The 19,330-nt window shown below is 68.8% G+C and carries 15 protein-coding genes and 1 pseudogene; 11 read left to right on the top strand and 5 right to left on the bottom strand.

Going from position 1 to position 19,330, the window contains the following annotated elements:
- The 4 genes and pseudogenes from Ahu01nite_RS12830 to Ahu01nite_RS12815 all read right to left on the bottom strand — a co-directional run.
- Nucleotides 1-246: pseudogene (locus tag Ahu01nite_RS12830) on the bottom strand (sigma factor); the annotation flags it as partial.
- A gap of 222 nt (nt 247-468) precedes the next feature.
- Nucleotides 469-984 (bottom strand): LURP-one-related/scramblase family protein, encoded by a 516-nt coding sequence (locus Ahu01nite_RS12825; RefSeq protein WP_203836702.1) that lies wholly within the window; start codon nt 982-984, stop codon nt 469-471.
- 16 nt (nt 985-1,000) lie between these two features.
- Nucleotides 1,001-1,756, bottom strand: coding sequence for an SDR family NAD(P)-dependent oxidoreductase (locus Ahu01nite_RS12820; protein ID WP_203836701.1), 756 nt, complete (start codon nt 1,754-1,756; stop codon nt 1,001-1,003).
- A gap of 31 nt (nt 1,757-1,787) precedes the next feature.
- Nucleotides 1,788-2,609 carry a helix-turn-helix transcriptional regulator gene (locus Ahu01nite_RS12815; RefSeq protein ID WP_203836700.1) on the bottom strand — a complete coding sequence of 274 codons (822 nt, stop codon included), beginning with the start codon at nt 2,607-2,609 and terminating at the stop codon, nt 1,788-1,790.
- A 379-nt stretch (nt 2,610-2,988) separates the two neighbouring features.
- Here Ahu01nite_RS12815 and Ahu01nite_RS12810 point away from each other — a divergent pair, with 379 nt between their 5' ends.
- From Ahu01nite_RS12810 to Ahu01nite_RS12775, 8 genes are read left to right on the top strand one after another with little or no spacing between them, the layout of a single operon-like run.
- Complete coding sequence (locus tag Ahu01nite_RS12810; protein ID WP_203836699.1) at nt 2,989-4,143, top strand: ROK family transcriptional regulator; 1,155 nt, start codon at nt 2,989-2,991, stop codon at nt 4,141-4,143.
- Nucleotides 4,140-4,934 (top strand): ABC transporter permease, encoded by a 795-nt coding sequence (locus tag Ahu01nite_RS12805; protein WP_203836698.1) that lies wholly within the window; start codon nt 4,140-4,142, stop codon nt 4,932-4,934. Before Ahu01nite_RS12810 ends, Ahu01nite_RS12805 begins: the two co-directional genes overlap by 4 nt.
- Nucleotides 4,931-5,692: an ABC transporter ATP-binding protein gene (locus Ahu01nite_RS12800; protein WP_239158810.1), complete on the top strand. Its 762-nt coding sequence runs from the start codon at nt 4,931-4,933 to the stop codon at nt 5,690-5,692. The genes Ahu01nite_RS12805 and Ahu01nite_RS12800 overlap by 4 nt, the downstream gene beginning before the upstream one ends.
- Entirely contained in the window at nt 5,689-6,669 is a 981-nt protein-coding gene (locus tag Ahu01nite_RS12795; protein WP_203836696.1) for an aliphatic sulfonate ABC transporter substrate-binding protein, read from the top strand. Before Ahu01nite_RS12800 ends, Ahu01nite_RS12795 begins: the two co-directional genes overlap by 4 nt.
- Nucleotides 6,666-8,132: a sulfatase family protein gene (locus tag Ahu01nite_RS12790; RefSeq protein WP_203836695.1), complete on the top strand. Its 1,467-nt coding sequence runs from the start codon at nt 6,666-6,668 to the stop codon at nt 8,130-8,132. The genes Ahu01nite_RS12795 and Ahu01nite_RS12790 overlap by 4 nt, the downstream gene beginning before the upstream one ends.
- Entirely contained in the window at nt 8,129-9,550 is a 1,422-nt protein-coding gene (locus Ahu01nite_RS12785) for a sulfatase family protein (RefSeq protein WP_203836694.1), read from the top strand. The genes Ahu01nite_RS12790 and Ahu01nite_RS12785 overlap by 4 nt, the downstream gene beginning before the upstream one ends.
- A complete protein-coding gene (locus tag Ahu01nite_RS12780; RefSeq protein ID WP_203836693.1) occupies nt 9,547-10,455 on the top strand; it encodes a formylglycine-generating enzyme family protein in 909 nt (302 codons plus the stop codon). The genes Ahu01nite_RS12785 and Ahu01nite_RS12780 overlap by 4 nt, the downstream gene beginning before the upstream one ends.
- 27 nt (nt 10,456-10,482) lie before the next feature.
- Entirely contained in the window at nt 10,483-12,687 is a 2,205-nt protein-coding gene (locus tag Ahu01nite_RS12775) for a family 43 glycosylhydrolase (protein WP_203836692.1), read from the top strand.
- Here Ahu01nite_RS12775 and Ahu01nite_RS12770 read toward each other — a convergent pair whose 3' ends face one another.
- Nucleotides 12,688-13,020 carry a hypothetical protein gene (locus tag Ahu01nite_RS12770; RefSeq protein ID WP_203836691.1) on the bottom strand — a complete coding sequence of 111 codons (333 nt, stop codon included), beginning with the start codon at nt 13,018-13,020 and terminating at the stop codon, nt 12,688-12,690.
- A gap of 107 nt (nt 13,021-13,127) precedes the next feature.
- Here Ahu01nite_RS12770 and Ahu01nite_RS12765 point away from each other — a divergent pair, with 107 nt between their 5' ends.
- The 3 genes from Ahu01nite_RS12765 to Ahu01nite_RS12755 all read left to right on the top strand — a co-directional run bounded on the left by Ahu01nite_RS12765 (nt 13,128) and on the right by Ahu01nite_RS12755 (nt 19,276).
- A complete protein-coding gene (locus tag Ahu01nite_RS12765) occupies nt 13,128-16,106 on the top strand; it encodes a discoidin domain-containing protein (RefSeq protein WP_239158808.1) in 2,979 nt (992 codons plus the stop codon).
- 53 nt (nt 16,107-16,159) lie between these two features.
- Nucleotides 16,160-17,812, top strand: a complete 1,653-nt coding sequence (locus Ahu01nite_RS12760; protein WP_203836690.1) for a methyl-accepting chemotaxis protein — start codon at nt 16,160-16,162, stop codon at nt 17,810-17,812.
- A 63-nt stretch (nt 17,813-17,875) separates the two neighbouring features.
- The gene (locus Ahu01nite_RS12755; RefSeq protein ID WP_203836689.1) at nt 17,876-19,276 is read left to right on the top strand and encodes a phosphatidylinositol-specific phospholipase C domain-containing protein; all 1,401 of its coding nucleotides are present in this window, start codon (nt 17,876-17,878) and stop codon (nt 19,274-19,276) included.
- Nucleotides 19,277-19,330 lie beyond the last annotated feature (54 nt).

The following is a 19,330-nucleotide window of genomic DNA, read 5'->3' as shown; positions in this document are numbered from 1 at the left end:
GAGGCCGACGGTGGCGGTCTGGAACAGGTCGTCGGTGGGTTCGCCGCGGCCGGAGTAGCGGTGGGCGAGGTGGCGGGCGAGCGGCAGCCAGGCCTCGATCGCCCGGTCGCGCAGGGAAGCGCGGGACGGGTGCCCGGCCGGCATCGCGGCCATCGCGTTCAGAAGATCGGCGGCGCTGTCCGCGGACGCCTCGCTGATCTTCGACGTCTTCGTGTTCGTAACCGTGGTCGACTGGGTAACAGTCATGTCGTGGTCCTCCCTGGCACCTGTCCGGAGAGCCGGCCCGGCGAAATCGCCAGGCCCGGTCGGGCGGGGTGTCACTATTGGCTCGCCGTCGACGGTGATCGATGCGACCACCGTCGCCGACGCGTACTCGGCCGTTCGGTTACCAAGACATTAGCCGAGCGGGCGAGCAAAGACTAGCCGAAAGTATGAGTCACTTTGAGTGACTGCCCACACGGCGTGGATCTAGTCCTCGTTCTTCTTCTCTTTTTCTTCCTTCTTCTTCTCCTCGCGCTCGAGGGCCAGGTCGAGGGCCAGGACCGAGCCGATGATCAGCAGCGGCTCCACGCCGGCTGAGATCTGCACGGCGTACGTGTCGCGGATCGTCAGCCAGCGCTTCGAGACCGCGGCGACCTCCTCGCCGCCGAGCTCGATGACGTACTCGTGGTCGAGGAGGTTGCCCTTCATCTCCAGGTCGTCCGGGCCGGGGACGTCGATGGTGAACTTGTCCCGGAACGGGGTGAAGAGCTTCTTGCGGACCTCGGCGGCCGTCTCGCCGCCGATCTTGATCTCGTACGTCGGCCGGAGCGCGACCAGATGCCGGTGCACGCTCGCGACCTCTTCGCCGGACGGGTCCTCGATCACGACCTTGTCCCGGACGCTGAACACCTTGCCGTCGACCCGGTACAGCTTCGTGCCGTGCTCGTCGAGCACATCGAAGTCGTCGCCGATCGAGAAGAACTTCTCCCTGATCACATACATATGGCGATTGTCCGCCTCAGAGCAGCATTCCGCCCGAGGCCTCGATGCGCTGCGCGGTGACCCAGCCGGTGTTCCCGGTGAGCAGGGTCGCGACCAGGCCGCCGATCTCCTCGGGCCGGCCGATCCGCCCCATCGCGGTCAGCCCGCCGAGGTGTTCGCTGACCTGCTCGTTCTGCAGTGCGCCGCCACCGAAGCCGGTGCCGATCGGCCCGGGGGCGATCACGTTGGCGGTGATGCCGCGCGGCGCGACCTCCTGTGCCAGATAGCGCGTGAAGACCTCGACGGCCCCCTTCGCCGCGCCGTACGCCGCCCACGGCCCGTTGTTGACGAAGCGTGCCAGACCTGTGGAGAAGTTGACGATCCGGCCGTTGTCCGCGATCAGCGGCAGCAGCTTCTGGGTCAGGAAGAAGACGCCGCGGACGTGCACCCCGAACAGCTCGTCGAAGACCTCGACCGTGGTGTCGGCGACCATGCCGGCCAGTCCGACGCCGGCGTTGTTGACGAGGTGGTCGAAGGTGTCGCGGTTCCAGGTGTCGTGCAGAGTGCTGCGCAGGGCGTCGGCGAAGGCGTCGAACGTCTCCACCTCGCGGGTGTCGAGGCGCAGGGCCACGGCGACCCGGCCGAGCCCTTTGACCTCGTCGACGAGCTCGGCGGCCTCCGTGGCGTTGGTGCGGTAGGTGATGATCACGTCGACCCCGGCCGTCGCGAGGGCGAGGGCCGTGGCGCGGCCGAGGCCGCGGTTGCCACCGGTGATCAGGGCGATTGAGGACATGGTGCTCCCTTGAAAGGTGTTGGCGGGAAAATCAGACGACCGCGGAGAGCAGCTGGAGCTTCTCGTAGCTCTCGCTGCCGGGCACGGCGGTGAAGACCAGGAGGACCTGGGACTGGCCGGGGTCGACCAGGGTCTGGCAGTGCACCTCGATCTCGCCGAGCTGCGCGTGCGCGATCCGCTTGGCGTCGAGATGGGTGGCGCTGACGTCGTGCGCGGCCCAGACCTGGCGGAATTCGGGGCTCAGGTCGAGCAGCTCGTCGACGATGACCGCGGCCCGGGAGCCCTTGCCCTCCTGGGTGTAGGTGATCCGCAGCTGCGCGGTGAAGATCCGGCTGTGCATCGGGTGGTCCCGCTCCGGGTAGATCAGCCGTGACTCGGGCTCGGTGTACCAGCGGTAGACCATGCTGCGGGCCTTCCCGGTCCACCGGGCGTCATCGCCGAGCAGCGCGATCGCCGGCCGGGTCTGGCTCAACGTCTCGCCGAGGCTGCTCAGCACCTGGGCGGGGGTGTCCTGCAGCCGGTCGAGGATGCGCATGATCCCCGGGTTGATGTGCTCGGAGCGCGGCGCCCGCTTCGGCGTGGCATGCCCGGCAAGGCGGAACAGGTGGTCCCGCTCGTCCAGCGAGAGGTGCAGGCCACGCGCGATCGCGGCGAGCATCGGCTCGGAGGGTGTCGGCCCGCGCTGCTGTTCGATCCGGCTGTAGTAGTCGGCCGACATGCCGGTGAGCGCGGCAACCTCTTCGCGGCGTAGGCCACCTGTACGCCGCCGGGGCCCCCGGGGCAGCCCGACGTCCTCGGGTTGCAGGGCCTCCCGGCGCGTACGCAGGAAGTCGGCTAGCTGGGCGCGGTCCACGAGACGATCCTAGAAACGAACGGGCGAGTGGGTGTCTGTCATGACTCAAGACTGGGCGCCCGACGACCCCGGATTAAGGCCTCACCTATCCACGGACAAGTTGTCCCCGGCTTACGCGCGGCGCCGGCCGGGACGGGTGGCCGACGCCGAGCGCTAGGGGATCGCCGCTGGTGGGGACGTACCGCCATCCTCTTCGATGCATCAGTTAACACGCAAGCAATCCTTGTTCCGGAACCTGCCACGAAAAAAGCTCGCGCTGGTGCCGGGCGAAGACTCCCAGGTTAACGGCATGTTTCGAGCGCAGTTTTCCTAGCTGCGAAGTAGAGATAATTCTGCCGGAGTGTTGACGGAAAAATTCTGGCGGTCCTACCGTTGCGTCGTGTCGGGCACCGTAGGCGTACATGCGCTGGTCAGGCGCGCTCATGAGGAGCGCGTCCTGTCCCTGCTGCGCGATCGCGGCGCGCTGAGCCGGGCCCAGATCGCGACCCGGGTCGGCCTCTCCCGGACCACCCTTTCGGAGATCACCGGCGAGCTGCTCGCCCGCGGCGCGATCGTGGTGGTGAACACCGACGCGCAGGCGCGGGCCGGCAGCGGGCGTCCGGCGGAGCTGCTGGCGCTGGACCCGCACTCGGGCCAGTTCATGGGTGTCGACCTGGGGCACAACCGGGTCCGGGTGGCGGTCGCGGACGCTTCGCACGAGATCATCGCGCGGGGCGTGAGCTCGTACGCCGCCGAGACCCCGTGGGCCGACCGGCTGGCCGCCGCGTTCGCGCTGATCGAGCGGATGGGCCGCGAATCCGGTGTCACCTATCTGGCGCTGCAGGGTGTCGGGGTGGGCCTTGCGGGTCCCCAGCCGGCCGGCAGCGCGCAGTCCGGGATCGTCTCCGACGCGTTCAGCCGCCGGTTCGCCGCGCCCGTGCTGGTCGACAACAACACCCGCTTCGCGGCGCTGGCCGAGGCGATCGCGGGCGGCGACGACGTACGCGACGTCCTGTATGTCCGGCTCTCCGACGGCATCGGCGGGGGACTGGTCGTCGGCGGGCGACTGGTCGCCGGGCGCTTCGGTGTCGCGGGGGAGTTCGGGCACATCACCGCTGACCGCTCCGGGGACGTGTGCCGCTGCGGCAAGCGCGGCTGCCTGGAGACCGTCGCCTCGGTCCCGGCGGTGCTGCGGGCCTGCCGGCTCGCCACGATCGAGGACCTTTCCGCCGCGTTGGCCAACGGCGACAGCACCGCGATAACGACAATCGAACGGGTGGCCACGGCAGTCGGGCGGGTGCTGGCCGACGCCGCGCTGATCCTCAACCCCGAGCAGATCGTGATCGGCGGGCGGCTGGTGCGGGCCGCGCCCGGCATCGTCGCCCGGGCCGGCGCGATCGTCGAGGCGGAGCTCGTCCCGGCCGGCGGTGACCGGCCGCGCATCCGGGCCGCCCGGCTCGGCGACGACGACGGCGCCCTCGGTGCGATCGCGGCCCTGTTCAAGCCATCCCCGCTGCTGGCGGGATATCCGGAAGCCGCAGGGAGCATGCAGTGACGACGCTCGTCGAAAGTCCCCCACAACAGCGGGCCGGGGTTCCCAAGAAGAAGAACCGCACGTTGCTGCTCAACGCGATCTCGATCGTCGCCGGCATCGGCGTCTGGTGGGCGTTGTCGCTCGCCGGCTTCGACATCCCCGCCCCGCCCGAGGTGCTGAAGCGCTACGGCGAGCTGATCGCCGACGGCACGCTGGGCGAGGACATCGTGGCCAGCCTGACCCGGGTGCTGAGCGGCTTCGTGCTCGGCGTCGCCCTCGCCGTCCCGGTCGGCTTCCTGATGGGGTGGTACGGCACGGTCCGCGGCCTGGTCGAGCCGTGGGTGCAGTTCTTCCGGACCATCCCGCCGCTGGCGATCATCCCGCTTGCGATCGTGCTGATGGGCATCGGCGAGACCCCGAAGATCTTCGTCATCTTCCTGGCGTCGTTCCTTGCCTGCGTCATCGCGACGTTCCAGGGCGTGGTCAACGTGGACAAGACGCTGATCAACGCGGCCCGGGTGCTCGGCGCGAACGACCGGGTCATCTTCGCCCGGGTCGTCGTTCCCGCGTCGAGCCCGTTCATCCTCGTCGGCATGCGGGTCGGGCTCGGCTCGTCCTGGGCCACCCTGGTCGCCGCCGAGCTGATCGCCGCGCAGCAGGGCCTCGGCTACCGGATGCAGAGCGCGCAGCTCTACTACGACCTCCCCACGATCTTCGTCGGCCTGATCACGATCGGCATCCTGGGCCTGCTGATGGACCGGATCCTCCTGCTCGCCGAAACAAAGCTCACCGGATGGCAGGAACGCCGATGATCACCATCGACCGGATCCACAAGAGCTTCCCGCTCAAGGGCGAGACGTTCACGGCGCTCGGTGACGTGTCGCTGGAGCTGGCGGACAACGAGTTCGTCACCATCGTCGGCCCGTCCGGCTGCGGCAAGACCACGCTGATGAACATCCTCGCCGGTCTCGAGACCCCGACAAGCGGGCGGGCGCTGCTCGACGGCAAGGCGATCAACGGCCCCGGGCCCGATCGCGGCGTCATCTTCCAGCAGTACGCGCTGTTCCCGTGGCTCACCGTCCGCAAGAACGTGGAGTTCGGCCTCAGGACCAAGGGCGTCGGGCGCGAGGAACGCCGCCGCATCGCCGAGCACTTCATCGAGCTGGTCGGGCTCACCCAGTTCGCCGACGCGCTGCCCAAGATGCTGTCCGGTGGCATGAAGCAACGCGTCGCCATCGCCCGTGCGTACGCCGTGAACCCCTCGATCCTGCTGATGGACGAGCCGTTCGGGGCGGTCGACGCGCTGACCCGCGTACGCCTGCAGGACCAGCTCCTCGACACCTGGAGCCAGGAGAAGCGCACGGTCGTCTTCATCACCCACGACGTCGACGAGGCGGTGTTCCTGGCCAACCGGGTCGTCGTGATGGCGGCCCGCCCGGGTCGTGTCGTCGAGGTCATCGACGTGGATCTGCCCTACCCCCGCAATGACGAGCTCCGGCTCAGCCCCGCCTTCACGGCCCTGCGCAATCGCGTCTGGAACGCCGTCTACCACCAGGAGACCCCCGCATGAACCGTCGCTCTTTTGTCGCCCTCATAGCGTCCACGACCCTGCTCGCAGCCTGCGGCGACGATGACAAGGGTTCCAGCGGTGGAACCACGAAGGTCAACTTCGGCTACATCGGTGACTACAACGGCACGAGCCTGCTGGCGGTCGCGAACGACCAGAAGCTCTGGGCCAAGCACGGCCTCGAGGTCAGCACGAAGGTGTTCACCAACGGCCCGCTGCAGGTCACCGCGCTGAACGCGGGCGACCTCGACTTCGGCTACATCGGCCCCGGCGCGGTCTGGCTGCCCGCGTCAGGCAAGGCGAAGATCGTCGCGCTGAACTCGCTGGGCAACGCCGACCGGGTCATCGCGAAGGCCGGCATCACCGACCTCAGCCAGCTCAAGGGCAAGAAGGTGGGCGTGCCCGAGGGCACCTCCGGCGACATGATCCTCACCCTGGCGCTGCAGAAGGCCGGGCTCACCAACAACGACATCCAGCGCGTGCCGATGGACGCCGCGACCATCGTCTCCGCGTTCGGCTCCGGCGCTATCGACGCGGCCGGCATCTGGTACCCGCTGCTCAACAACATCAAGGCGAAGAAGCCGGACCTCGTCGAGCTCGCCAAGGACGCCGACTTCGCCGACAAGGTCTCGTTCCCGACCGCGTTCGTGGCCTCCAACGACGCCGCCAAGGACACCGCCAAGGCCACGAAGGTCGTGCAGGTGCTGCGCGAGGCGATGGACTACCGCAAGGCCAACCCGGACCAGACGGTGAAGCTGGTCGCGGCGATGCTCAAGCAGGACGAGGCCGCGGTGAAGGCGGACGCTGCCAACAGCGAGATGCTCGACAGCAAGACCATTGACGGCTACAACGCTGACGGTACGGCGGCCAAGTGGCTCACCGGCATGGGCGACTACTTCGTCGGCGCGGGCAAGCTCAAGGAGAACCCCGACCCGGCCACCTACTACCTGGGCGACGCGTTCACGAAGGCAGCCGCGTGAACCTTCTCTTCCTGATGACCGACCAGCACCGGGTCGACACGCTCGGGGCCTACGGGAACAGCCTCGCCCGCACCCCGAACCTGGACGAGCTCGCCCGCACCGGCACCCGCTTCGATCGCTGGTACACCCCGACCGCGATCTGTACGCCGTCGCGCGCGAGCCTGCTCACCGGGCAGGCGCCGTTCCGGCACAAGGTGCTGGCCAACCACGAGCGCAACGTCGGTTACCTGGAGGACCTGCCGGAGGGGACGTTCACCTTCCCCGAGGCGCTGAAGGAGAACGGCTGGAACGCCGGGCTCGTCGGCAAGTGGCATGCCGGGACGGAGAAGACCGCTGCGGACTACGGGTTCGACGGGCCGACGCTGCCCGGCTGGCACAACCCCGTCGACAACCCCGACTATCTCGCGTACCTGAAGGAGAACGACCTTCCGGCGTACGAGATCAGCGATCGCATCCGCGGCACGCTCCCCAACGGCGGACCCGGCAACCTGCTCGCGGCCCGCCTGCACCAACCTGTCGAGGCGACGTTCGAGTACTACCTGGCCACCCGGACCATCGAGCTGATGCGCCGCTACGCAGCCGAGGGCAAGCCGTTCTACCTGGCGACGCATTTCTTCGGCCCGCACCTGCCCTACATCGTGCCGGACGAGTACTTCGACCTGATCGACCCGGCGACGGTCGAGCTGCCGAAGTCGATCGCGGAGACGTTCGAGGGCAAGCCGCCCGTGCAGCGCAACTACAGCGCGCACTGGACGTTCGACACGATGCCGATCGAGGTCACCCGCAAGCTCATCGCGGTCTACTGGGGTTATGTGACGCTGATCGACGAGCAGATCGGCCGGATCCTCGCCGTCATGGACGAGCTCGGTCTGCGCGACGAGACGACGGTCTTCTTCACGTGTGACCACGGCGAGTTCACCGGTTCGCACCGGCTGCACGACAAGGGCCCGGCGATGTACGAGGACATCTACCGGACGCCGGGCATCGTGCGTGTCCCCGGCGCGCCCGCTCAGGTGCGTACCGAATTCGTCAGCCTTCTGGACTGCACCGCGACCATCCTCGACCTGGCCGGCCTGCCCACCGACCAGGCGGTGGACTCCCGCAGCCTGCTGCCGCTGCTCCGCGGCGAGCACCCGGAATGGCAGCAGGACATCGTCGGCGAATTCCACGGCCATCACTTCCCGTATCCGCAGCGGATGCTCCGCGAGGACCGCTACAAGCTGGTCGTCAACCCGGACTCCACGAACGAGCTCTACGACCTGCGCAACGATCCCGACGAGCTGCTCAACATCTACCACCACCCGGAGATGGAGCCGGTCCGCAGCCGCATGCTCAAGCGCCTCTACACGCTGCTCGTCGAGCGGGACGACCGCTTCTACCACTGGATGACGTCCATGTACGACATCGGCCAGGTCGACCATGACCCGACCCAGAGCGGCCTGGATGAGGCGTCCTACCAGTGACCACCAGGCGGCCGAACATCGCGATGATCCTCACGGACGATCACGCGGCGCACGCGATCGGGACGTACGGGTCGGTCCTGAACGCCACGCCGCGGATCGACGAGATCGCGAGCCTCGGCCGCCGGTTCGACAACTGCTTCGCGACGAACTCGCTCTGCTCGCCCAGCCGGGCCAGCATCCTCACCGGCACGTACAGCCATGTCAACGGCGTGACCACGCTGGTCACCCCGATCGACGCCGGCCAGCCGACCTTCGTCTCGCTGCTCAAACAGGCGGGTTACCGCACGGCGATGGTCGGCAAGTGGCACATGGGTGACGGCCCCGGGCACGACCCGCAGCACTTCGACTACTGGGACGTGCTGATCGAGCAGGGCGAGTACAACGATCCGCGGTTGCTGTCGGCGGACGGCCTGCGCACGGTGCCCGGCTACACCACGGACATCATCACGGACCTGGCCCTGAACTGGGTGGATTCGATCGACGGTGACGACCCTTGGTGCGTACTGATCTATCACAAGGCCCCGCACCGCCCCTGGGTGCCGCACCCACGCCACCTGGATCTCTTCACCGGCCCGATCCCGGTGCCGGCGACCTTCGACGACGATTACGCGACCCGTACGTCGTCCGCCCGCCGCGCCGCCATGCGCATCGCCGAGCACCTCACCCGCGACGACCTCAAGACCGATCCGCCGCCCGGGCTGGACTACGAGGCCGAGGCGCTGTGGAAGTACCAGCGGTTCATGGCCGACTACCTGCGCTGCGTCACCGCCGTCGACGAGAACGTCGGCCGGGTCACCGACCGGCTGCGCGAGCGGGGCGACCTCGCCGATACCCTGCTCATGTACGCCTCCGACCAGGGCTTCTTCCTCGGCGATCACGGCTGGTTCGACAAGCGCTTCATGTACGAGGAGTCGCTGCGCATGCCCCTGGTGCTCAGCTACCCCGCGCGCATCGAGCCGGGCGCGCCGATCACCGACATCGTCACGAACGTCGACTGGGCGCAGACCATCCTGGAAGCGGCCGGCGTCGCACCGCACCCGCGCATGCAGGGCCGCAGTTTCTGGCCCGACCTGCTCGGCACGCCCGCCTCGGCTCCGGCGACCGGAATGTATTACCGCTACTGGGAGCACGACGACGTGTTCCACAAGGCGCCGGCGCATTACGGATTCCGCACCGATCGCTACAAACTCATCTACTTCTACAACGACGGGCTCGGCATCCCGGGCACCGGCGATTTCACCTATCCCGGCGAATGGGAGCTCTACGATCTCGCCGCCGACCCGGCCGAACTGCACAACGTCTACCACGACCCTTCCTACGCCAGGATCCGTGACGATCTCGCCCGGCAGATGTGGCGGGAACAGGCGCGTTTGCAGGACAAGCCGCACGCGTCGCAACCTAAGCCGGTGGGGCTATGAGTTCCTGTTGTTCACCCTCCACTCCGCATGCGGCGCTGCCCATAACCAGGATCGAAGAGCGCGGGCAGCATCGGATTGCGCAGGCTTCGGTGCCCGGCCAGACGTTTGTGATGGGTGATGCCCAATCCGACGGGGTACGCCCGGACGGCGAGCAGCCGCTCCATCCCGTACGCCTCAACGGGTTCGACATCGACGCCACCACCGTGACCGTCGCCGATTTCCGAGCTTTCACCGAGGCCACCGGATATCGCACCGAGGCCGAGCAGTTCGGCTGGTCCGCGGTCTTCCACCTCGCCGTCTCCGACCCGTCCCAGGTCGTCGGCCGGATGGGTGGCACCCCCTGGTGGCTCGGCGTGACCGGCGCGGACTGGGCCCATCCCGACGGCCCGTCCTCGGCGGCGCTCGACGACCACCCCGTCGTCCACGTGAGCTGGAACGACGCGCAGGCCTACTGCACCTGGGCCGGGCGCCGGCTGCCCACCGAGGCCGAATGGGAATGCGCGGCTCGGGGCGGCCGGGAATCGCAGCGGTACCCATGGGGTGACGAGTTGCCGCAGGAATGGGCCTGCAACATCTGGCAGGGCGATTTCCCGGTCGGCAACACCGCCGAGGACGGCTGGCTCACCACCGCGCCGGCCCGCAGTTACGACCCCAACGGCTATGGCCTCTACCAGCCGATCGGCAACGTCTGGGAATGGTGTGCCGACTGGTTCTCACCCGTCTACTACTCGCAGTCCCCTGTGGAGGATCCCCAGGGACCGGCGCTCGGCACCGCGCGCGTGATCCGCGGCGGCTCGTACCTGTGTCACGACTCGTACTGCAATCGGTATCGCAACGCTGCCCGCTCGTCGAACACCCCCGATTCCTCGACGGGAAACACGGGCTTCCGCACTGTCGCTCGATAGCGGCTTTCTAGTGGAGGAAACGCACGGATGCGTAAAACCCCCGCCCTGCTGTCCCTACTCCTGGTTCTCGTGGCGTCCCCGGCCTCGGCCTCTCCGCGGGCAGCCACCTATGCGAACCCCGTCACCGCCGGCACGGTCGACACGTTCCCCGACCCCGCGACCATCAAGGCGAAGGACGGCAAGTGGTACGCGTACGGCACCACGAACCCGATCTTCAACAGCGCGGGGGAGACCGGTGAGCACATCCTGCCGACCCTGAGCTCCACCGACCTGGTCCACTGGACGTACGCCGGTGATGTCTTCGCGCTGACCGCCAAGCCGTCCTGGTGGCCGGCCGCCGCGCGGCAGTGGGCCCCCGACATCCGGTACTTCAACAACGAGTACCACCTGACGTACTCGCTCTCCACCGGTGGCATCGGCCTGGTCACCAGCGCGAACCCGGCGGGGCCGTGGACCGACCGCGGCCAGATCGTGGCCAACGGGAGCGGCTGCCCGAGCGGGACCATCGACCAGGCGATGTTCCAGGACACCGACGGCTCGTACTACCTCTACTGGGGCAGCTACGACACGATCTGCGTGTCCCGGATGAACGACACGGCGACCGCTCTCACCGGCGAGGTCACCACCATCGCCCGCGGACGCCGCGCGGAGGGTGGCTTCGTCGTGCACCGCGGCGGCTACTACTACCTGTTCTATTCCGATGGCGGCTGCTGTGACGGCGCGTTCAGCGGATACGTCACGAAGGTCGGGCGAGCCACGTCGCCGACCGGCCCGTTCACCAGCCCGAGCGGCCTGAACCTGCTCGACGCCACCAGCAAGGACGGCATCGTCGTCGCGGCCAACGGCAACGGCTGGGTGGGACCGGGCCACAACTCGATCACCACGGACCTGGCCGGCCAGGACTGGCTCGTCTACCACGGGATCGCGGAGACGAACCCGGACTTCCCGCCGATCACCGGGGCCAACGGCGCCACGCTGAACCTGACCCGCCGCCCGATGCTGATCGACCGGCTCGACTGGATCGGCGGCTGGCCCGTGGTGAACGCGGGAGCCGGGCCGTCCGCAGGCCCGCAGACCGCGCCGGTGACCACCTGGACGGTCGGCAGCACGTTCGGCTCGACCGCCGGCTTCGGCACCAACTGGTCCCTCGTGGACGGTCACCTGACCACGTCAACGCCGTCCACGGTCCTGAGCAATGCGACGGTCAGCGGCGACGTCCGTGTCGAGGGCGATGTGCGTGGCCAGTCGGCCGGCATCGTGTGGCAGTCGGGCGTCCGGCAGATCACCGCCGTGCTCGACAGTGCCACCCAGCAGTTTGTTGTCACGGTGGGGTCTTCGGTTACCAGAGCGGCGCTGCCGGCCAACTTCAACTACAACTCGTGGCATTCCGTGGTGATCGAGAAGCGCGGGAACGTCCTCTACGCCGAGGTTTCCGCGGATCGGCTGCACGACGCGGTCGCCTCGGTGAACGTCACCGTGCCGGCGGGGTACACGTCCGGGCGGATCGGTGCGGTCTCCCGCTCGGGGGCCGCTGACGTCGACAATCTCGGTGCGGCGCCGCTCTACCGCCCGGTTACGAGGCGCGTCAACGATCCGGTTGTGGGCGCGGCGCTCACGGCGTACTCGGATGAATTCAATGGCTTGGCAGTTGGTCCGGGCTGGAGCTGGGTCCGGGGCAATCCGGGCGCGACGGTCAGCGGCGGTGCACTGGTCTGGCCGACCCAGGGTGCCGAGCTGTATCAGGGCGACAACTCGGCGTCGGTGCTCACTCGCGACGCGCCGGCCGGGGACTTCCTGGTGGAGACCAAGTTGACGTTCGACGGCACGCGTGGCAACCAGCAGGCCGGTCTGGTGCTCTACGAGACCGACGACAAGTTCGTGAAACTGGTCCACTCGGTGCTGCCACTGACGACGTACGGGCCGGCAGCGGTGCAGCAGACCACCGAGTTCACCAAGGAGCACACCCGGGTCTCGACCGGTCAGGTCTTCTCCGGCCCGATGTTCGGCGGCCCGGCGACGCCCACCGAATGGCTGCGGCTCGCGTACCACTACGACGCGGCGAACAACGCCAACGACATCCGCATGGCGTCCAGCACCGACGGCATCACCTGGGAGTGGGGCGGCGCCTGGTCCTTCCCCCGCGGTGGACCGTTGAAGATCGGCCTGGTCTCGATGAACACCACCGGCGCCACCGGCACGTTCGACTACGTCCGCACGTACGCGGGCCGTTGATCAGTCCGTAGCCGCCGCACGCGCCTTGATGCGGCGGTTACGGACGCTGAACATCACGATGCCGGCACCGATCATCGCGATCCCGCCGATCATCAGGGCCAGCTGGACGGTGTTGTTCTCGACGAAGTCGTAGATCACGTAGAGCGTCCAGAAACCCGAGAAGAAGAACCCCGCGTACGCCATCAGCCTGCCCTCGGGGAGCAGGTTGCCGCGCCACACGACGTCCGGGCCCGGTGTCCGGCGGGCCCGGACCAGTTGCATGACCGACATCACCCACCACAGCAAAGCGACGGCGATCTTTGCCACAGTGAGAATGACGTCCAGGGTGTCCACGCTGCGAGAGTAGGCGATGTGATCAAAGGTTGATTTGACAGGCTTTGGCGCTGAAGTGAAGCCTGTCTAGGCCATCCTGATCCGCCGGGGAGGTCCCCTTGTTGCCGATGTCCCGCCGCAGCGTCCTCACGCTGGCCGGCCTCACCGGCATGACCAGCGCCGTTGCGGCTCTGCCGGCCGGATCGGCGGCGGCCGCTCCGGCCGCTCCCGCCGCGAAGGACCCGGTCGCCGATATCTACCGGCAGCTGTTGCACGTGCACACCCAGTGGGTCGAGCAGCAGTGGGATACCTCGATCGGGGCATACCGGGCCGCCGACTTCCGGTTCACCGTCGTGCTCGGCAACGCCGTCCTGCTCGGTCTCGACGACTACGACGCGCGGTCGACCGGCATCGACGCTGACACGTTGCGGGCCAGGACGGTCGCTACGATCCAGCGCTACTCGGCGACCAACCGGATCGTCGGTGGCACCGAGTGGGGCAAACAGCTGTTCTGGGACTCGACGTTCGAGCTCTACTTCGTGCTCGCGGCCCGGCTGCTCTGGAAGGACCTCGACCCGGCCACCCGCGCCAACGTGCAGGCGATCGCCGAGGGGCAGGCTGCTTACGCGTACGCCCTGGGCACCCGTGACGACCCCCTCAGCGACGGCCGCAGCCCCAACGGCATCACCGGCGCGTGGAAGGGCGACACCAAGCTCGCCGACATGGGTGTCTACGCGCAGGCCCTCGCACCGGGTCTCGCCTGGGCCGGTGACAACGCCTCGGCGCCGGACTGGCGTGACCGTTTCCTGCTCTGGCGGGCCAACGCGAGCGGCCTGCCCGTCGCGGACCGCGCCAACCCGGCGGTGGTCGACGGGGAACGCATCGACCAGCTGCTGACCGCGCGCAACCTGCACGACAGTTTCATCGTGGAGCACAACGGGTCCGCGGATCCGTATGCGCAGGCCGAGCTCTGGCGCACGGCGGGGCGCGCGGCCATCCACTTCCTGGTGGCGAAGCAGCCGCTGCCCCAGGTGCTGATCCACCAGCCCAACGGCGATCAGCTGTGGCGGACCCTGCGGCTGCTGGCCAGCGATGCCGGCGAGCCGGTCCTGCCGATGGCCGCCGACCGCTATCACCTGTACGGCCGCGACGTGCTGCCGCTCGCGTACCTCGCCCAGGTCCAGGGCGACCGGGACGCCGCCCGCGCCGAGGCGGAGCTCGCCGAGCGGCTGCTGCACTATGTGCGTTACGAGCCGAAGTACCGGCTGACCAAGCTCAGCGACCAGGAGAAGTACGAGCCCGAGGCGCGCGCCGAGCTCGCCGTTGCGTACCTCTTCCATCGGTTGCGGGCCGCGCCGGTGCAGCCGGTCTCCGTGCAGCAGTTCTTCGCCAACGCCCGGGGCACCCGCGACTTCGGCGAGGACATCGGTCTCCTCGCGCACCAGAACCAGGCGGCGTTCGCGGGCGCTGTCACCAAGCCGGGCTTCGTCCGCTTCCTCTGGCAGCCGGGGCACGACAACTGGCTCGTCGACAGCCGGGACCCGGTGTTCCTGCCCGCGGACGTCATCGCGACGCAGCGCTGGACGAAGGCGTACCAGAAGAATCGCGACGGCACCCACGCGACCGCGACCGTGCTCGCCGTGGACGACGGTTACGCGGGCTTCACCACGCTGCCGACCGGCACGGTTGTCTACGCGAGCACCGGCCTGAGCGGCGAGGGCAGCCTGTCCCTGTTCAACCTGAGCGTGCCCGGCGTTCCAGGTCTCGACGGCTACCGCACCTTCACCTACGCGGGTGGCAAGGCCGAGCTGACCGACCAGATCGACGGCAGCGACATCACGTTCACCCCGCGGGTGGCCCGCTATGTCCGGATGCTCGGCCGTGAGCCCGCCACCGAGTACGGCTACTCGATCTGGACGCTGCGGGTGCTCGACGTGCGCGGCGCCGACCTGGCCCAGGGTGCGATGCCGATCGCGTCGTCGGAGGACGTCTGGTATCCGGCACGCAACGCCACCGACGGCAACCCGGAGACCCGCTGGGCCGTGAACCGCGAGGAACGGACCCGCGAGGACAGCTGGCTCGCCGTCGACCTCGGATCGCCCGTGAAGGTCGCCGGGGTCCGGATCACGTGGGAGTCCGCGTACGGCAAGAAGTTCGTCATCCAGACCTCGACCGACGCCGTCACCTGGACCGACGCCGCGGTCCTGCCGGAGACACGGACGGTGTCGCGCTGGGTGAACATCGACGGGCGTGCGGGGCTCGTCACGCACGGCGGCAAGGGCAAGATCACGGTCTCCGCGACCGGCGTCAGCGCGCCGGCGCCGATCATCGAGGGCTATTCGGGCGGAGGCCGCGACCTCGCCCGGTCCGCGGCCCGCCCGATGCCGGCCGCCAAGGGGCTGTCGGTCAGCGACGCCGACGGCTTCCTGAGCATCTTCAACCTGACACCCCACCCGGCCGTCGACGTGACCGTGCGGCTCCCGTCCCGGCAATGGCTCTACGTCGGCACCCAGATGGTGACCAAGGACGGACTGGAGTGGCCGGTGAGCCTCGACGCCGCCAGCGCCCGGGTCGAGCCGCCGCGCTTCCGGACCGAGGGCAACCCCCCGGCGGGGACGACGTTCCAGGTGGCCGATTCGCACCGGGTCACCGTGACGGCACCCCCGAAGACCCGCGCGGTGGTCACTCTGCGTTGTGGCAAATGGTCTTCCACCGTTCGCGTACCCGCCGGAAAATCACGCACCGTGACCGTCCCCGACGTGCCGATCACCCCCGTCGCCGACCTTTCCCGGGGCCGGACCACGTTCCCCACCTCGCCGCTTCCCGCGGGGATGACTTCCCCGGAGAACGCCGTCGACGGCGACCCGCGCACATCCTGGCGTCCCGGCGAGAGCGGGCGGATGGTCGTCGACCTCGGCGCGGTCCACGCCATCAGCGACGTGCGGGTGGCCTGGTCGGAGCGCGGTGAGCAGCGCCCGCACCGGATCGACAGCTCCCCGGACGGGCTCGAATACGGTCCCCTCGCAGCTCAGGCCCGTTATGTGGCGCTCGTGGTGGAGGGCTGGCAGGTCGGTGACGCCGAAGTGATCCACTTCGTGGTGCGCTGACCGTCTTTGTCGTTTCGCCTGAGTTCATCCCGCCCGGGCGGGATGATCGGAACGTGCCCAAGGCCCAGTCGAGCAGTCGCGTTCAGGTAACCGTCAACCGGCCTCCCGGCGTCGGCTGGCTGGCCGACCGGAGCATGGTCGTCAAAAGCGCTATGCCGGCGATGGCCATGGGCGTGGTGGCGATCGTGGTCGGCATCATCGCCCTGTACCGGGTCAATGACCTGCGCAACGACCTCGCGATCATGAAAGCCGACCATGTCGACAGCCTCCAGCAGGTCGCCGAGATGCGCGGCGGCATCTCCGACATGTTCCGCGGCATGCTCATCTTCCAGCTCGGCGCGGATGCTGCCGCGAAGAAGGAGGGCCGCGACGACACGACCGCCGCGGACGCGAAGGTCGACGCCGCCGTGACCCAATATCAGGCAATCGCCGCGGACTCGCCGACCCGGCTCAAGAGCCTGACCGACTTCACCACCGCGATGAACACCTATCGGGTGCTGCGCAACGTGCTGCTCTTCGGCGAATCGGCCCCGTCCACCTTCACGATGCCCGCGGCGGACCAGCAACTCCCTCAGCTCACCGCATCCGAGGAAGCCGTCAACAAGTCCGTCGCCGACCTGCAGAAGTCCGAGGACACCGAGGCCGATGCCCTGGCCGCCAGGGCTGCCAGTTCCGCGACCTCGTCCCGTTGGTTCATCATCGTCGCCCTCGTCGCGGGTGTGCTGCTCGCCGCCGCCCTCACCGCGTTCGTGGTCGCGGTCATCAAACGGCAGCTCGCCACGGTGGCGGCGGCGCTCGGCGCGGTTGCGGACAGCGACCTCACCATCGCCGCGCAGGTCCGCTCGCGCGACGAGCTCGGCCGGATGGCGGTCGCCGTCAACCAGGCCCGCGAAGGCCTGCGCTCCACCGTCGCCCAGCTCACCGGGGGAGCCCATGACCTCGGCACCAGCACCCAGCAACTGACCAGCATCACCGTCCGCATCGGCGAAAGCGCCCGCGAGGCCGCTGCCCAGGCCGGTCTGGTGGCCGGAGCTGCCGGCGACGTCTCCGGCTCTGTCCAGTCGGTGGCCGCCGGCAGCGACGAGATGGGCGCCTCGATCCGCGAGATCGCTCAGAACGCCAACAACGCGGCCCAGGTCGCCTCGAGCGCGGTGGGCGTCGCCCAGAGCACCAACGAGACGGTCGCGAAGCTCGGCACGTCCTCCGCGGAGATCGGCGACGTGGTCAAGGTGATCACCGCGATCGCCGAGCAGACCAACCTGCTCGCCCTCAACGCGACCATCGAGGCCGCTCGCGCGGGCGATGCCGGCAAGGGCTTCGCCGTGGTCGCCTCCGAGGTCAAGGATCTCGCCCAGGAGACCGCCCGGGCCACCGAGGACATCTCCCGCCGGGTCGAGACGATCCAGGCGGACACCTCCAGCGCGGTCGAGGCGATCGGCGAGATCTCCCAGATCATCCAGCGCATCAACGACTACCAGGTCACCATCGCCTCCGCGGTCGAGGAGCAGACCGCCACGACCGCGGAGATGAGCCGCAGCATCGGCGAGGCAGCCGGTGGTAGCTCCACCATCGCCGCCAACATCAACGGCGTCGCGCAGTCGGCGGAGCTGACCAGCAGCACGCTGGTCGAGGCCGATGACGCGGTCAGTCAGCTGAACCGGGTCGCGGGCGAGCTGCGTACGGTGGCGGAGCGTTTCCGGGTCTGACGTTCATTTCTCGTTCGATTCCGCTTATATCGATGTGCGGCGATAGCTTCTAGGGTCGACCGCATGACCGATCTCCGCCGGATGGGTGCGGCGCTCCTCAGTGCAGCGCTCATCGCCGTCCCGGCCGCCGCCAACGCCGCCCCGCTTGATGATCTGCCGTTCGCCTCAGCGGTTTCGCGGGCGACGCACAACTCGTACTCGGGCAACATCGCCGGCACCCGCGGCTCGATCCCGCACCAGCTCGACTCGGGCGTACGGTTCCTCGAATTCGACATCTGGAGCGGCGACTACGCGAGCGCCGGCGACTACCGGATCGGCCACAACTCCGCAGGTGACCAGGTCGACCACGCCGGTGGCAACCCGGCCGGCGACCACCTGGGCGACTGGCTGACCACGGTGAACACGTGGTCGGCGGCGCACCCCGCAGCGTCCCCGATCACCGTCATGCTGGACCTCAAGGATGACCTGACCACCCGGGCCACGGCGGCGACGGGCAATCTCGGCGCCCTGAACCAGCAGCTCGCGGACGTCTTCGGCACCCGCCTCATCCGCTCGCTGGACACTCCCGGCGCGCTGCCCGCGATCGGCTCCCTGCGCGGCCGCGTCCTGACCGTGCTCTCCGGCAGCGCCACGGCCCGCACCGGCTACAAACGCGACACCGGCAGCAACCCGGCGATCGCGATCAACGCCGCCGGCCGGATCGTCGAAGTCCACGACAACGGCTCCGGCGTCCTCTGGTACTGGACCGGCACCTACGGCACGGACGGCCACCTGACCTGGCAGCGCCACGGCCGATACGACACCGGCAAGAACCCCGCCGTGGCCCTCAACAACGACGGCACCCTCGTCGAGGTGCACCAGGCCCCGACCGGCACCAACCTCTGGTCCCGCATCGGCCACCTGGACGCTGCCGGCGAGATCACCTGGTCGGCCTCCGCGAAGTACGACACCGGCGTGCTCCCCACGGTCGCCTTCACCGACCCGGCCGGCACCGCCTTCCGCGAGATCCACCAGAGCCAGAACAGCTCCCAGAACTGGGACTGGAAAGCCACGGCCGGCGCCTCCACCATCACCTGGGGAGCCCACGCCACCACCACGGACGCCCGCTTCCCCACCACCACGGCCGGCACGGCAGGCCGTACGGTCACGGTCTCGCCCGGCACCCTCACCGCGACCACCGACCGCGCGCCCGCGGCCGCCCGCATCCGCTACACCCAACTGGCCTTCGTCGAATACCAGTCCGGCGACACCACCGAGCTCAAGGACGGCGCCCTCTTCTGGGCCGCCACCGCCTCGAACAAATCCTTCATCATCTCCGCCCGCCAGTCCGGCCTCACCGCCCGAGCCTGGGACTTCGACTCCGCCTCCCTCGCCACCGACCCCCTGGCCAACTTCCCGGCCACGAACTCCCCCGACGCCGACTGGTACAAAACCCTCCTCACCCGCCCCGACACAGTTTCCTGACCGTCGGCACGACCCCCATGACGTGCGAGGACACGGCCCGCCGCGAAGCTACCG

The organism is Winogradskya humida (genome assembly GCF_016862215.1).
Taxonomy (GTDB): Bacteria; Actinomycetota; Actinomycetes; order Mycobacteriales; family Micromonosporaceae; genus Actinoplanes; species Actinoplanes humidus.
The sequence above is the reverse complement of the archived record's forward strand: the minus strand, read 5'-3'. Positions and strand labels throughout refer to the sequence as shown.

What these genes read in the sequence shown, in the direction of transcription:
- Ahu01nite_RS12825 (WP_203836702.1), bottom strand. Translation starts at nt 984, where the DNA reads ATGTATGTGATCAGGGAGAAGTTCTTCTCGATCGGCGACGACTTCGAT.
- Ahu01nite_RS12820 (WP_203836701.1), bottom strand. Translation starts at nt 1,756, where the DNA reads ATGTCCTCAATCGCCCTGATCACCGGTGGCAACCGCGGCCTCGGCCGC.
- Ahu01nite_RS12800 (WP_239158810.1), top strand. Translation starts at nt 4,931, where the DNA reads ATGATCACCATCGACCGGATCCACAAGAGCTTCCCGCTCAAGGGCGAG.
- Ahu01nite_RS12795 (WP_203836696.1), top strand. Translation starts at nt 5,689, where the DNA reads ATGAACCGTCGCTCTTTTGTCGCCCTCATAGCGTCCACGACCCTGCTC.
- Ahu01nite_RS12780 (WP_203836693.1), top strand. Translation starts at nt 9,547, where the DNA reads ATGAGTTCCTGTTGTTCACCCTCCACTCCGCATGCGGCGCTGCCCATA.
- Ahu01nite_RS12775 (WP_203836692.1), top strand. Translation starts at nt 10,483, where the DNA reads ATGCGTAAAACCCCCGCCCTGCTGTCCCTACTCCTGGTTCTCGTGGCG.
- Ahu01nite_RS12765 (WP_239158808.1), top strand. Translation starts at nt 13,128, where the DNA reads ATGTCCCGCCGCAGCGTCCTCACGCTGGCCGGCCTCACCGGCATGACC.
- Ahu01nite_RS12755 (WP_203836689.1), top strand. Translation starts at nt 17,876, where the DNA reads ATGACCGATCTCCGCCGGATGGGTGCGGCGCTCCTCAGTGCAGCGCTC.